The organism is Roseiconus lacunae (assembly GCF_008312935.1).
GTDB lineage: Bacteria > Planctomycetota > Planctomycetia > Pirellulales > Pirellulaceae > Stieleria > Stieleria lacunae.
Genome location: NZ_VSZO01000067.1, coordinates 15,904 through 31,151, shown reverse-complemented (window position 1 = coordinate 31,151; position 15,248 = coordinate 15,904). Strand labels below are relative to the sequence as shown.

Sequence of the window (15,248 nt, the reverse complement as noted above, 5' to 3'; positions counted from 1 at the left end):
CGGTGGTATAGTCAAAAAAAGTTCGAATGATCGGGAACGCTGATTGCGTGCCCCACTCAGTCTACGTCATTGGATCGGTCGCTTCCAATCGCTGCACTTCCGTCCCCCCCAACGAACCGCACCAAGACGACGGCAGCGACCACGACAAACAGCAGGTACCAGAATGCCAGCGATGCCTCTTGGTACCTCGCCCCACTGTGAAGCAAACCGAATAGACGCGTTCCCACGGTCACGACTCCAGGGGGGATCACAGGCAACGACGATGGCACCTCGCCGCTTGCGACGATTGCCGAAGCGGTGACCGCAATCCCCAGTGCTCGCCCGATTAGGGGGCGTTCGATCGTCCACAGTCGCGTCCTCCATTTCAAATCCATTTTCGCCGAATCCGTGACCGCCGCATCAATACCACTGAAGGCAACGCGCATCACCCAGTAGGCAACCGGTAGTGCCCGAAACGACAGTGCAATCATCGTCGGAACAAGCGACTGTTGATAGAGCGACGAAACCCCTGGCAACGGAACGCTAAAAATCCGCACAATCGCCAAACCCACCAGAGGGCCTGGCATCAGAAAGCAGCCCACCGAAAGGCCATCCAAGTAGACGCGTAAACGTGGTCGCTCTACCGCAATCGAAGTCGCGAGAAAAGCAATGAGTGCACTCAACACCGCGGTGCACGATGCCAGCAGCAGCGTCGTTTGGTATTCACCAGAAAACTCCTGCAGTGCCCGTACCAAAACCGTCGTCGTCCTTCGCACGCTCCAAATGACCCGGACGACCGACTGGCCGCCGTCATTGACAACCATTGTCTGCTGCCCGGCTTTGATAATCACCCCTAGCAGAGGAAACGCAAACATCAACGTCGTCACGCCGAGGGCGAACAACGACGCGAGCCCCTGCCAGAATCCACCGACCGCTTCCTCCGCTTCCGATGACGTCTTCAAGCCACGATCGATAATCCGAGCATTCACGGGCTGAAAGAGACGCAAGATTGCGACCGCCGTCAATGTCACACCGATCAAAGCGGGAACGACCAGCACCATGAAAACCGAAAACCATGACGGGTCGGCGGCATGAAATAAATAAAACTCATCGGCGACCGTCCTCACCCCATAGAGATCGACAACCGTCATTTCAGATGCTGCGAGCACTGCGGTTGCCAACGCGGAAAAGACCATCCAGTTTCTGGCGATCGGAAGCCGTACCCGCCACCAGCCCCAAACCGGACCGCCGTCACATCGTGCCAGATCAATCACTGCCCGCTCGATACGGGCCGTGCCATAAAGCGTTGCCAGAGCGACGATCGCTGTTCCAAATAGCCCATGGATCCAGACACAAGCGAACATCCCGCTGTATCGCCCGGCAAACCCGCTGTACGTTCGCGCGGAGGTTTGCGTCAGCGACATCCAGCCGAACTTTCCCGCTGTCGATTCCCATGCAGCGGCGTGCATGACCATCGGCGTGGCTAATGTCCCGACGATCCCAATCACACAAACCCAAAAGACAGCAGCTTGCAAACGGTTCTCTCGCCGCAGCAGGCTTAACGCGAAGGCCAACGTGACGCCAATTGCGACCGCGACGGCAACCGACAACGACATTAGCTCCAATGTCAGCAGCAGCGGACGCAGCCAAAGCATCAATACACTCGTATCTCAATCACCCGCGGCTCGGTCGGCCGAGTCACCAGAGTTTGATCATAAGTGGGCGGGCCGAACAAGTTACGCGCGTTGTTGGAGAAACCGTACGGTTCGACCGGTGCATTGAGCAACGCTCGGTTCAAGACACCATTGTTATCGAGATCATGAAACGCGGCGATCGAAAACTCGTCGGGCAAAAAATCCAAATCGATTTCCCAAACGACAAAACCATCGACTGGTTGAAGCGCGTCTTTGATAATCGCTTTATCAGGATTGCCAAACGATTCCAATGAATCGTAGATCGCAATTCGAATCGGCCCGGTCGAAACCGCTTGATCGGTCGCCACCCGAATCAGCAGCGCGTTTTCTGGCAGTTCGGGTGCGGGAACCGAACCGTCAACATACACTTCTAGATCGGGGCCTTCGAGTTTAGGCGGACTGAACCAAATCAGCACCAGGCCGACCACCAAGATTGACAGCGCGAACCCCAGTAGCGCCGTTCCGTGGCTTTCTTTCCACGCCCGTTTCAACTGGCCTTTGCGACGTTTTTCCGGCGATGTTAACTTGATCGTTGGGTTAGGCATTTCGTTATTCAAGCGTCAAACGACGCGGCGTCACTCTCGCGTCGAATCACCGAAGTTTAATTCCAACTGAGAATCGTCTACTCGACGACCGAATTCGCGATAGATCAAACTGGGTTGAATGTCGCGACTGTTTTGGTACTTATCGCTGCAGTAGTCCGCCCCTTCGCCGAGCAATTGCTGATAAAAGATCTGACAAACTTGCATATCTCGGTAAATCCGAACCGGCTGGACACAGTGCATTTCCAGCGTCCAAGTACCACAATAACCAACATCGCCCATCGATCCACCGGGATTGATAAATAACCCTAGTCGCCCGAGCGAACTGCGCCCCTGAATCATGGGAACCAATCGGCGGGTCTCGGTGTACTCGACGGTGCGTCCGAGGTAGAGCACGTTGGGCTGCAACGTCAGACCTTCGTCGGGGATCGTTAACCGCCGATAGCGATTGGGAACCGCGGCATCCAGAACGATTTCTTCATACACCAACAACTCGTGATGGAGTGCCAGATTATAGCTGTTGGGATTGAGCCGATCGGTGTCAAACGGATCGATCCGAATCTCACCGTCTTCAAGACGTCGGCGAATTTCGTCGCAAGAAAGCAGCATCGTCGAAGCGAAAGAAGTGGACGGCGTATCGAAAAGGCAAGCACGTTGTCATCACAATTGACGACGTTCGCTCAGTTTAACAGATCTAATCCACCGCTAGGCAAACGTTACGATCGGATGACGACAAATGTCGGCGCGTGGCGAAGACGCCGACATCGACGATCTTCAAGACTACTTTCGGCGACGGTTGGAAACGCGCCCGCTGACAAAGACCTTTAAGCTATGGCAGGGAACGCTCACCTGACGATTGCTCGGTGGCATCGGGCCGTCAATGTCCGGGTAGATATCTCCGGGCGACTCGGCGGCGGTATCGATGAACAAATTCCACTTCATGCCACGCCCGACTTCGGGAAGGTGCTGAATTCGATCGTCGCCGGTGCTATTGAACATCATCACCATGTCACGTCCTTGGCCGGTCGGGTCTTCCACGCGGCTCGGTGCTGCGATGTAGGCGACCATGCTGAGGTGATGTTGGTTCCAGTCAAGTGGATGCCCGTCGTCGGAATACCACGAGACGTCGCTGATCAATCGCCCGTCAACCGGCTGGCCGGTCAAGAAACTGGTGCGTCGGACGGTCGGCTGGTTCTTTCGGAATTGAGTCAACGCTTTGACAAACCGTAAGACTTCGGCGTTCTTTTCGACTAACCGCCAATCGAACCAACTGATGTCGTTGTCTTGGCAATACGCGTTGTTGTTGCCACGCTGCGTCCGGCGGATCTCATCGCCACTTACCAGCATCGGCACACCTTGTGACAACAATAGTGTCGCCAACATGTTTCGCACTTGGCGGGCGCGGATCGTGTTTACCCCTTTGCGCCGGGTCGGCCCTTCGACGCCGTAGTTATCACTGATGTTGTGATTGTCGCCATCGCGATTGTCCTCGCCATTGGCCATGTTGTGTTTGTCTTTGTACGACACCAAATCATTCAGCGTGAACCCATCATGGCTAGTAATGAAATTGATGCTGCAAAACGGCGGCCGGCCGGCGTGCTGATATAAGTCGCTGCTGCCTGCCAAACGAGTCGCCAGCGCACCCAACGTACCGCCGTCTCCGCGCCAGAAGCCGCGGATATCATCGCGATAACGACCGTTCCACTCCGCCCAGCGATGGTTGCCGAACGAGCCAACCTGGTACGCTCCGGCTGCATCCCATGCTTCGGCGATAATTTTGGTGTCGGCCAGCAACGGGTCTTCGGCGATCAGTTCGACCATCGGCGGGTTGGGGATCAAGTTTCCGCCACGATCCCGCGACAGGATACTCGCCAAATCAAATCGGAATCCGTCGATGTGATAGTTATGTACCCAATGCCGCAAGCAGTGAAAAATCATCTCGCGAACGACGGGATGATTCCCGTTGATCGTGTTACCGCAGCCACTGTAGTTCGAGTAGTGCTTGCCTTCGCTGAGGATGTAATAGACTTGGTTCTCAAGTCCTTTGAAGGACAACGTCGGACCGTTCTCGTTTCCTTCACAGGTATGATTAAACACGACGTCCAAAATGACTTCGATCCCAGCGGCGTGCAGCGCTTTGACCATCGTCTTGAACTCATTAACCTGAGCTCCCGGACGCTTGTCATGGGCGTAGCCGCGGTGTGGCGAAAAGAACGCCATCGGATCGTAGCCCCAATAGTTGGGACGTTCCGGCGAGTTGCCCCAGATGTCCAAGATTGGGAACTCGTTGACCGGCATCAACTCGACCGCCGTCACGCCCAATTCTTTCAAGTAAGGAATCTTTTCGATCACGCCGAGATAAGTTCCCGGACACTTGACCTTGGCGGTGCGACTTCGTGTGAAGCCACGCACGTGCATTTCATAAATGATCGACTCGCTTAAGTCGCGGCGAACATGGCGGTCGTCTTCCCAGTCAAAGTCATCCTGGACGACGACGCACTTCGGCGGGCGCACCACACCGTCGTCTCCCTTTTGAAATGTCCCTGCCAGTGCTTGCGCGTACGGATCGATCAAACGCGCCGCCGAATCAAACCGCTGGCCGTTCTCGGGATCCCAAGGCCCGCTGGCTTGGAAATGATAAAGCTGGCCCGGGTTGAGCCCCTGAACCGAAAGACTCCACACATCGCCCCAGCGATCGGTATCACGATCGAACTCGATAATGTCTGCCGGTTCCGGGTCGTTCACCTTGTTGTAAAGCAACAAACGCATCGCGGTTGCCGAGCGGCTGAACACCGAAAACTGAACGCCCCCGTCTTGGACCGTGGCCCCGAACGGTGGCTGATAGGTAAATTGGAGGTTTCCGGTAGGTTGTCGCATAAGCATATCGTGGGGGTCTCCTTCAATCCCATGTTGCTAAGTCTTTCGCAGTGTGCCCTGAACACCGAACTCTTCTTCAAGTGCGGCGACTGCCCGAAAGCCTACCACTCGACTAATCTAAAACCGGCAGCGAGACCACCGAGAGACCTAAACAGAGCGTGTATCGGAAACTGCGATAACTATTGGCGATAGATTGACGAAGAAACCTCACCTACGGGTCGGTAAAGGATTGTGGATTGCAGCCTCTGAGCGGACGTTTCCCCCCAGAAGAGACTGCTTAACTGTAAGAGTTTACCGTTCTGGCGACCGTTTCACCGCCATCACGCCCGTCGATGTGGCCATCTGTCACCCGCCGGTAAGATGCGGGCGCACTAGCTGGCCCTAATGGCGTCCTGCGAGCCAGACGACTACCGAATTTTGCCGTTCGATGTCAAACTGTTCGTTTTGCTGGCTAAATTCCATCTCCCACCGCCCTTTCAGCGAACTCTTTTACATGGCTGCGACCTACAAAGATGCCGGCGTCGACCTGGACGTTTATGCCGAATCCATGCGTCGACTTCCCCAATTGATGCATCGAACCTTCAGCCCACGGGTCATCCCCAGCGACGGTGGATTCGCCGGACTATTTCAATTGGATTTTGCAGGCAAACTGTTTGCACGCAATTACGAGGAGCCGGTGCTCGTCAGCGGCACCGACGGCGTGGGCACGAAACTGAAGATCGCCCAACAAACGGGTAAACACGACACCGTCGGCATCGATCTGGTCGGCATGTGCGTCAACGACCTGCTGTGCACCGGCGCCGAGCCACTGTTCTTTCTCGATTATATCGCAATGGGCAAAGACGATCCGGCGCGACTGGAAAAAGTCGTCCGTGGCATCAGCAATGGCTGTGTCGAAGGAGACATGGCACTGCTCGGTGGCGAAACCGCCATCATGCCGGACATGTACGGTGAAGACGACTATGACCTGGCCGGTTTCGCCGTGGGTGTGGTCGAAAAGAAAAAGATTATTAACGGCAGCCTGATCAGTGAAGGCGACGTCGTCCTAGGGCTCGCTTCTAACGGCCTCCACAGCAACGGATTCTCGCTCGTTCGAAAAATCATCGCCGACGCCGGCCTCAATTGGGACGACACACCGGAAGAACTCGGCGGCGTTTCGCTCGCAGATACCTGCCTAGCACCCACCCGTATTTATGTCGACGCGATTCGGGCAATCCAGTCGCATTACCGCGTCAAGCAAGTCATTCATGGCTTGGCACACATCACCGGAGGTGGATTGGAAGAGAACGTCGATCGAATCCTGCCGCCCGGGTTGGATGCCGAAATCGATGGCAGTTCTTGGGAACTGCCCGCGATCTTCAAGTTCCTGCAGTCGACTGGCCAAGTCGAAACTTCAGAAATGCGACGCGTCTTTAACATGGGCATCGGGATGACCGTGATTGTCAGCGATTTCTATGCCACGAGCATTCAGTCACGACTGGCGACGGCAGGAATTGAATCGATGCCGATTGGGAAAATCGTGTTTGGCTCCGGCAAGGTTCGCTACGTGTGACCTTCGATGCCGTTTTGCACGTTTTCGTGTCGTTTCACGTGTGAAACGGATGCTCTTGACGTGGCCGCCTCCCCCGCAACCACGACGCAACCGGCAAACTTTGCCAAATTCACTTAAGCGGAACAATCCGCATTGTCGAAGAAGAACGTGGCGGACGGTCCGTCGTCGCTTTTTCGCGGCGTGGCGTCCGACCAGAAAGGATTCGACGCTACGATTGCGAGCCCATGAAAAACGACGCTACTGGACATCGCTACCTCAGAGCCGTTCTTGCAGGAAGCTGCATTTTGGCTATCACCCACTCGGCTACCGCGGCTGACGGTCTAATCCGCAAGCGGATGCCCGATCGCGGAGTGTACCAGCCTCCAACACTGGTCGCAGGCCAAGTGGAGACGGTCCCAACCACCGCTCTGCCGACGCCAACGTCACGACGACGGGCCGCACCTGTCAACTTGGTTGCCGCACCTGCCGTCTCCGCAGAAGCTCAGGACGAGAACGAAGCGGCGAGCAATGATTCCAACGAAAGTCTTCGTGAACTTCCGATGCCGGTCGTTCTTGAAAGCGTCGAGACGCAGACGCAATCTCCAAAGTTGAAAACGGTCAGCTTTGAACAAGCGAGCGCCGCACCTGCCGTCCCCAAGGCGCGGCGAAGTCAACCAACTCAACACGTTGAAACGTGCTCCTGCCAATCCTGCCGGTCCGGCCAAGCGCCGGCGACGATGGCGTACGGCGAAGAGGTGATCTATGACGACGAGGTTGTCTACAGCGAACCGAGTTACGACCTAGGCTGCGACGCGGGGGGCTGTGATTCAATGGGTTGCAATCGTTGTGGCGATAACCATTGGTTCGGGTCTGTCGAATTGCTTCTGATGTTTCGCAACGGTGATCACTTACCGCCATTGGTGACGACCGACCAGTTGGATGCCAACTTCCAAGTGCTGTCCGGAGCCGAAAAAGTTTTCGACGAAATGACTGCCGGCGGTCGGCTAACGATCGGCATGTGGCTTGACCCTTACAAGGATCGCAGCGTCGTCGGACGATTATGGTTCGCCGGCGAAGACTCTCACGATTTCACCGCCAACGATTCGAGCGCATCCGTTTTTGGTCGCCCATTCTTTGATGTCGAGTTCGGCCAACAAGGCTTCCAAGTCATCGCCGAACCCGGTGTCGCCTCGGGTGAAGTCAGCGTGCACGCGGATAGCCAAATCGCCGGTGGCGACGTTTCGATTCGTCAACTTTGGTACAAAGACCGCGGTGCGACCGTGGATTTATTGTACGGGTACCAATACATGCGAGTCGAAGAGAATTTGCGTATCTCGAGTCGATCGACGTCGCTGTCGGGTGTCGACGCCGGGGCGATACTTTCCCTGGAAGATTCATTTGGCATCGAAAACGATTTCCACGGGGCACAAATCGGTGTGTCAACCTTTTATCGCGAAGGCGATTGGTCACTGAGCACATTGGCAAAGGCCGCCTTTGGAAACACACGCCGCCGGGTCGACCTCTCAGGAAATCAAACGATCAGTATCGACGGTGACTCGGCCAGCCAACCGAACGGCTTGCTGGTAAGAAACAGTAATGCTGGGGTTCATGATGACAATACATTTGGATGGGTGCCGGAACTGGACCTGACACTTGGCTGGCAACGGTTTCCGTCGTTCGATGTGACGTTCGGTTATCACATCATTGCGATGACGCATGCGTTACGTCCGTCCGGAGTGATCGATCCTGAACTTGGTACAGACCTTTCGGACGCGACCAATCGACCGCTGGCTGTCTTCCGAAAAGACACGGTTTATGTCCAAGGTCTACACTTCGGTCTGTCGTACATCTACTAATGCATCGTTAATGCATCGTTCCGGTTCGATCTTAGGATTCGCCGCGTAGCTTCGACCACCGGTTGTGTTGCAATCGCTGTCGCCAAGCATCACTGCCGTCAAGCATCACCCCCCAGTGATGGCACTGATTATCCGAGGCACGTAACCGCGAGCTATCGCTCTGCGGCTGATGGGACGGATGTTGAGTTGTGCCTAGATCAGCCGCAACGCCCTAACGTGCGGTTATGTGGTTGAAGCAAAGCACTTGTAGCGTTTTGAACGCTCTTAATCCAATACACTTCATCGCCATTTGACTTCTATGGCCGGAAAAGAACTCCGCGGTTGCGAACGCTTTGTCGACATGTGGGCTCTGCCCGGTGTCCATGCCAGCAACGTCGAATTGCTCCAGCGGTTGAAGACCGCCGATACAAACCATTTCACCAAAAACATGGATTGTGTTGGGACCGTCAATACACTCGACCAGGAAACCGGTGATTGGGAGAAAACGCATCTGGTCGGTTTGCGCACCGACATTTGGAAGCCGGACGACGAAGAAATGCACAGTTGTCTCGAAGCGATGAAGGATAAGCGTCGCAACGAAGTCAAACGCTCGATCAAACGCAGCGGACGTTTAAACGACAAGCAAAAACAGCGGCTCGAAAACGAACTCGCCGACGATGACATCATGGAGATGCAGTCGGGTGACATCCAAGCCCGAAGACTCGTCCTAAAACTATTTCGCACCACCGGCGAAAGCACCCGTTGGTGCGGAACAATCGAAGAGATCACCGCAACCGAAGTTCATAACTCGATCGGTACGGGGAAGACTCTGCTGACAATGGCCGTGATGCTCGCTCGGTCCGAATACGTCACCTACGTTCAACAGAACCACCGCACGTTTCGGATCCCTTCGATCTTCAGCTTCTGTTACCACAGCGACGATCAAATGTGGAATATCGTGATGCGTCGTCACTGGTTTTCAATCGGCGCAGATTTCGAAGTCGAAGCCGACGGCCAGGGCATTGGGGAGATCGACGGGAAACTCTTTTCCTTTGGTAGTGATAGCCATTTGGTATTTGACCCGCATCCGCTAGTGCAGCAGCGAAGCTTCATGAACCTCGTGACCCTCTTTGCCGCTTCGGTGGGGTACCACAAAGCGATGCGACGAAGTGTTGACCGACGGATCGAAGCGGCCCTCGAAGGCAACTCGCACCGGAACGTGCTTCAAAGCGAAGAATTAAGGCTGCGGCAAAACGGTCGTGCGGCGGCGTAGGCTTGGCGTGAACGCGAAATATAATTGACGCCACAACCTGATGCTTCGGTCCAATTTGATTTTAGGATTAGCCACATGGCGTTCGCCACGATTTCGGCGCAATAACCGGGGCTATCACCCGTCGGCTGATGACTCGAACCTGTATTTTCGAATGGGACGAAGCACTAGCCCACCCAATAAGAAATGCTGATCTTGCGCTGACCAGTCGGGCGTTGGTTACAACTTACCTATCGGAGTTTAGCTTGGCTTCCAACTCGCGCAGGCGTTCATTCAATCGCTCGATCTCGGATTTGATTTCAGACTTTTGAGTGTCATCTTTGTCCTCGTGACTTGGCTTGGTTTCGGCTTTCGTAGGCTCGGGCAACTCCATCTCCAACGCCAATACATCGACCTCCGGTTGCTTGGGAGGCGGCAATGCGGCATCAGTTCCTTCGTCAACCTCGGCTTCCTTTTCGCCGGATGCCTGCTGCCCACCGAACGCCCCCAACATCGCGCCAAAACCGCCGAGTAACGAACCAGAGGCCGCAGGTTTCCCTTGCTCGGCCGCGTCAGCTTGTGCGTTGGGATCGATCGTTAATTGGACAAGATCGTCCTTTCGAATGACCCCAAGTTCGATCACCGACTGCTCGCTGCCCGACGGAGTGCTATTCGGCTGGGTCGCCGACAACTGCGAGGCGAGCTCCATCGGCCGGGAGACCATCTTGCCATTGACGCTGATGATACGGTCGCCGACCGCAAGACCACCGGCAGCATTGCCGGTAGTCAAGGATTTGACCACAACGCCACGCTGACCGGTCGAGGCAACGACATTCGCTCCGATTAAGGGCAGGTAGCTGGGCTCGCTGGTCGCCGAAGCTCGTTGGATACCCGATGTGATCCTATTTGCCGGCGGTAAGACTTCGGTTGCTGGCTTAAGCGACTCTCCCGCTTGTGGGACCAACGTCTCACTGGGCGTCGAAGCGGTAGCGACAGGCGTTTTCGTCACCAAAGGGACTTGGACATCCTTAACGACACCGGATTGAGCGACGCGCAACGTGACGCGATCGCCGGGTTGATAGCGACGAATCTCGTTCGCCAAAATCGCGATTCGCGGCGTCGCAGTGCCGTTGATCATGAAAATGAAGTCACCTCGACGCAGCCCGGCCTCATCGGCCAGCGAATGCGGCAAAAAATCAGTGACTTGGACACCTGCGTAGCGACCGAGATTCCCGTCGGCACCGGAGATCCCAATTGACGCCGCATCGTCACGTCGCGTTTCCAGCGGAGTCAATACCGATGATCCGTATTCGCCTGGATCACCGGGCAGTCCCGCCGCGGGCGTCCCTCCAGAACGGTCGGTCGGATCGGCTCCCGATGGTGAGTTCCGGTAGCGTGCCGAGGGATTGGCTCGCAGAGGTGATAGCGGCAGTGAACTGGGATTCGCGTTTTGCGGTCCTGCGCCCGGCGTCCTCTGCCGATCGGTCGGATCCGCCTGCGTTCCTGGCGCCGGTGGACGAGTCTGATTTTGCAATTGAACATTTATTCGGTCGCGCAATCGCTGAATCAGCCCCTGTGCTGCGGCACGCTCGGGAGAAGCCACAGAAGATGCTGTCAAAACGCCAATAGCAGTGAAGATTAGCAGAGAACGTTTCATGAATGAGAATCGTTTTGAACCGGTGAAATGACGATCGATCGATTTCATCATAAGCCGGAGCTTGGGGGCGGAACAGAGTTAAGCCGGGGAAGATTGCCGATCGCTCGATCGAATTGCTTGGCGTGAACGACGAAAAATTGCCTTAAAGCGATGGTGACAGCGTGATCGGGCTTGCTGCCGGCAGGCGACAACCGCTATGCCGTTGCTAGGAGATCGGGTGAACTTGAATCAAAGATTTGATTTTTTAGAAAAACGCCCGGTGAGCACTTGAAACCACTCACCAAGTGATATCGGAGCCTAGCATGGCCAGCGGATGGATCCAGCCAAACCAGTGTCGCAATCTACTTGTCCTCGTCGAATCGGTAACGGCGCCGTTGTTGATCGAGCACGCCGCCCCAGTCTGCTTGGAAGTCGATATTGATGTCGAGCTTCCGGTTCCATGCGACAACACTCGTGCCGCGGACTTGATCACCACACTCAGCCGTCAAGCACTCAATGCGATGCCCGATGGTGGCGACTTGATGATCACTGCGTGCAAGACCGCTAGTGGGATTGAACTAGAAATCGCGGACAGTGGAATCGAAACTGACGAACGTGAACGCTCGATTCCGATAGCCGCTGCGGCTGTCGGCGCCGAACTGAAGTGGATGAACTGTCCCCAAGGCGGGATCGCGGTGACGATCTGCTTCCCGGCCCAAGCCAACGAAGCCCGTCGCGCGGCTTGATCAACCGGTCCGGCCCTGTCCCGTCAGGCGGCTTCGCACTCCATTTCTGTTGACGTGCCTGATTGCTGTCGACACGTCCGAACGCACTCCGATTCTTGTAGCTATCCGTGTCCGGTTTCCAACTCGCTCAGCTTCCGATGTCCAAGATCGCGATTTGGGGTGCCTGTGTCACCTTGATCCTGATTGGAATGCTGTTGGTGCCGACTCGGCAATCATCCAACGATCTTCAACCGTTACTCGGTGATCGCCGATTCAGTCATAGCCAAATCGACGAGCTTGACTTGGAATTCAGCGCTGCCGGATTGGATGGCTATGAACATCGCGACGGAAGGTTTTGGGTTCGACCGGAGCAGCGTCACCAATTCTTGTCGATCGCTCAGCAATCCCGAGCCTTGCCGGTCGACCTCGCCGACTCGCCCGAAGAATCGTTTACCGGCTTCGAGATCTTCGCTTCCGAGTCACAACGTCAAAGCAAGCTGCAATCACTTAAAGCTCGCGAACTTGGCACCAAACTCTGTGCTTTTCCCGACATCGCCTGGGCGAGCGTCGATTACGACCAACAACGACTTGGCGGGATTGACCAAGAAACGATCCAGTCGGCAAGTGTGGTGATCATTCCCAGTAACGAAAAACCGCTGTCGCCCAACCGAATCGACATGATCCGCCAATACGTTGCGGGAGCATACGCGGGAATGTCTGTCGAACAGGTGACGGTAACCGATACGACGGCGATGGAGTCGTACAACGGAAAGATCGACGAACAGAAACGCGCCCAGCGGCACGTGGAATACGAATTGGAACATCAATTGGCAGAGATGCTTTCCGGATTCGGCGACGTTCGTATCGCGGTGATGCATCTTCCCAATAAATCCAGCGAAGGGGCTCCGCAGCCTCATGTATCGATCGCGATCCCAGAGTCTCAGTTTCATTTACAGTGGGCGCGAGACTATCGATCGCAACACCATCACGCTGCCCTCGTTCCCTGGCCGACCGATCACCAACTTGTCCAGGCTCGTCAACGGGTGTTGGTGAACGTCAAAGACAACCTGCCCCCGCTGCTCGCTTCGCCAACCACGCACGCGTCAATCCATCTTTGCAGTTTTCCTGACGCGATTCCGGAAGGCCAGTACGCGACCGGGACGACGAAAGTCATCTCGCTAGCTGACATTCGCGAATTTGCGGCGAACAACATCCCGCTAACGGTTTCGGTGCTGTCGCTGCTCGCGGTCACCCTTATTTGCTCGACGGCAGCTCTGCGACTACGGATGCGAGAAACCGACCCGACGTCTCCGGCGTTCGCCAACCCGAGTCACTACCATCGAGATTCACCGAAGGTCGCGAACGGAAAGACACCTCAACAATCTGACGAGACTTCCATTCGCGATGACCTGACCGAGTTGATAGAAGCCAACCCAGAGTTAGCGGCCCAGATTGTACATCGCTGGGTCGCCGAAGCCGCTTGATCTCAACCAGACGACCTCACGTTCACGTCGCGTCCGCTGCCGTGGTGTGATCCTAGGTAGACAGTCGATCTGACACAACGAGTTGATGGAGCAACTCCATGCCCGACATTGACGCCCACGAACGCTCCCACGCCACGCGACAAATTGCGATATTGCTGCGTTCGCTACCGGCACGGACTCACCGCGTCTTGGTCGGGCAACTCGGCCAAGACGACAAACAAGCCATCCATGCTCAACTGGACACGCTCGACGACGTCGACCCTCTTGAGCAATATCGCGTGATGAAGTTACTGCGTGAGGAATTGCAAGCCGGCACGCATGACGCAGAAAGCGTTGAATCAGAAATCCAAGACGAAATCCAAATCGGTCGGGCACGTGTCTCAAGGAAGCGTCGAACCGGAAACTACCTCCCTTCGGATACTTCGGCGACGGCAAATGAGGACTCAACCTCGACGACGCCACGAAACTCCGACTCCGCCGGCGCCGGTTCGATCGCCGCCTCAGCTGGTCCATCGAATACCTCTTCGGCGTCGAACGGAACTGCGAGTTCCAATTCAGAAGCTCAGGCAGCGAACTCCGATGATCCGATTTACGAAGTCAGCTCGTTTCGCTTTTCTGATTTTTATCAGTCCCAAGCCGTCGGGGTGATGCCCGCCTCGGGACTTTTCGGACGACCGCCAAATGATCGGCCGGCACGCCCCGGCCAATCAAGTCACCACAATCGAAAGACGACCGCCAATCCCCCCACCATACGTCGTGGTGACTCGATCCGCCCCCCCAGTTCATGCGTCTCCGGCGAAGAGATCATTCGCCAGATTGATCAGTTTCTCCAATCGTTGTCGGCGGACGAGCTTTGCCGAGCGTTGGCGAAAGTGACGACACGCCAAGCATTCCTCGTGCTCTGCGGACTTCCGAATGAAAAGGCGGAAGAAGTGCTCGGGTTACTGCCGCGACGCAAGGCGAAGAAAGTGCGAAGCGACATGCGTCGGATGGGCCCCCTACAGCTCTCGGACATTGATGCGGCAAAACGCGTTCTCGCCGAAATCGCGATTGAACAACAGTCGGATCCTCTCTCGGTCGCTGCTTAATTCGAGCCCTCTTTAACGAATCAACACCGCCCTCCCGGCGATGCCCCCACCACTGATGCCGCTGTCTTCGGTGTTGATTGAGTCGGTCAATCAAACTGCTATGACGATGAGGTCGGCGCCCATCCGTCGCTCATCCCACCGGCAAAGCCGACACCTTCTCCTTGGTTTCGTTCGCCCCCGAAGGCCGGAAGAATCTTCACCATTGACACGTGCCCTCGTTCTTGACTTTCCCTCATCCGGACACAGGTTTTCGAATGAGAGAATCGTGTTGTGCGAACGCAAAACTTGCATAGATAACAGGCAAAACCGACCTCGCTTCGCCTTGAGGTGCAACTCTCATAAGCAAGGGGCAATATCCCCCTCGACGGGCCTCGTGATTGATCCTTGAACCTGATCGGAGATTCTCTTGGATTTTGAGCGGAATCCAAACCCGCTCTTAAAGTTTGCGATGGAAATCTAATTTCCATAGCGACTTCATACTTAATCCAAAGCTTTGAAATCAAAGGATGCGTTTTCTGAATTGGTCTGCGTGTTGCGTAGCGGGTCAGTCGAACGCGATGACTGATTGATCGCAATCAGTCTGCTCGCGCCCTTCTTGATTCTTCTAG

At 55.6% G+C, this 15,248-nt stretch carries 11 protein-coding genes; 6 read left to right on the top strand and 5 right to left on the bottom strand.

From position 1 onward, the window contains the following. Positions 1–56 precede the first annotated feature (56 nt). From FYC48_RS25420 to glgX, 4 genes are all read right to left on the bottom strand, one after another. A complete protein-coding gene (locus tag FYC48_RS25420; RefSeq protein WP_149499622.1) occupies positions 57–1,634 on the bottom strand; it encodes an ABC transporter permease in 1,578 nt (525 codons plus the stop codon). After that, positions 1,634–2,218 (bottom strand): DUF2141 domain-containing protein, encoded by a 585-nt coding sequence (locus FYC48_RS25415; RefSeq protein WP_149499621.1) that lies wholly within the window; start codon positions 2,216–2,218, stop codon positions 1,634–1,636. The genes FYC48_RS25420 and FYC48_RS25415 overlap by 1 nt, the downstream gene beginning before the upstream one ends. Positions 2,219–2,248: 30 nt before the next feature. Further along, positions 2,249–2,824: a dCTP deaminase gene (gene dcd / locus FYC48_RS25410; RefSeq protein WP_149499620.1), complete on the bottom strand. Its 576-nt coding sequence runs from the start codon at positions 2,822–2,824 to the stop codon at positions 2,249–2,251. 171 nt (positions 2,825–2,995) lie between these two features. After that, positions 2,996–5,098 (bottom strand): glycogen debranching protein GlgX, encoded by a 2,103-nt coding sequence (glgX, locus tag FYC48_RS25405; RefSeq protein ID WP_149499619.1) that lies wholly within the window; start codon positions 5,096–5,098, stop codon positions 2,996–2,998. 487 nt (positions 5,099–5,585) lie between these two features. On the opposite strand from glgX, the gene purM reads away from it, so the two are divergent. The 3 genes from purM (at position 5,586) to FYC48_RS25390 (ending at position 9,731) form a co-directional block, all read left to right on the top strand. After that, positions 5,586–6,644 (top strand): phosphoribosylformylglycinamidine cyclo-ligase, encoded by a 1,059-nt coding sequence (gene purM / locus FYC48_RS25400; protein WP_149499618.1) that lies wholly within the window; start codon positions 5,586–5,588, stop codon positions 6,642–6,644. A gap of 224 nt (positions 6,645–6,868) precedes the next feature. Beyond that, the gene (locus tag FYC48_RS25395; RefSeq protein ID WP_149499617.1) at positions 6,869–8,479 is read left to right on the top strand and encodes a BBP7 family outer membrane beta-barrel protein; all 1,611 of its coding nucleotides are present in this window, start codon (positions 6,869–6,871) and stop codon (positions 8,477–8,479) included. A 298-nt stretch (positions 8,480–8,777) separates the two neighbouring features. Next, positions 8,778–9,731, top strand: coding sequence for a hypothetical protein (locus FYC48_RS25390; RefSeq protein ID WP_149499616.1), 954 nt, complete (start codon positions 8,778–8,780; stop codon positions 9,729–9,731). 223 nt (positions 9,732–9,954) lie between these two features. Here FYC48_RS25390 and FYC48_RS25385 read toward each other — a convergent pair whose 3' ends face one another. Then, on the bottom strand, positions 9,955–11,364 hold the full coding sequence (locus tag FYC48_RS25385) for a PDZ domain-containing protein (RefSeq protein WP_160149766.1): 1,410 nt from the start codon (positions 11,362–11,364) through the stop codon (positions 9,955–9,957). Positions 11,365–11,666: 302 nt separating this feature from the next. Here FYC48_RS25385 and FYC48_RS25380 point away from each other — a divergent pair, with 302 nt between their 5' ends. The 3 genes from FYC48_RS25380 (at position 11,667) to FYC48_RS25370 (ending at position 14,640) form a co-directional block, all read left to right on the top strand. Next, on the top strand, positions 11,667–12,089 hold the full coding sequence (locus FYC48_RS25380) for a HAMP domain-containing histidine kinase (RefSeq protein ID WP_149499614.1): 423 nt from the start codon (positions 11,667–11,669) through the stop codon (positions 12,087–12,089). A 137-nt stretch (positions 12,090–12,226) separates the two neighbouring features. Beyond that, positions 12,227–13,552: a hypothetical protein gene (locus FYC48_RS25375; RefSeq protein ID WP_149499613.1), complete on the top strand. Its 1,326-nt coding sequence runs from the start codon at positions 12,227–12,229 to the stop codon at positions 13,550–13,552. 98 nt (positions 13,553–13,650) lie between these two features. After that, positions 13,651–14,640, top strand: a complete 990-nt coding sequence (locus FYC48_RS25370) for a FliG C-terminal domain-containing protein (protein WP_149499612.1) — start codon at positions 13,651–13,653, stop codon at positions 14,638–14,640. Positions 14,641–15,248 lie beyond the last annotated feature (608 nt).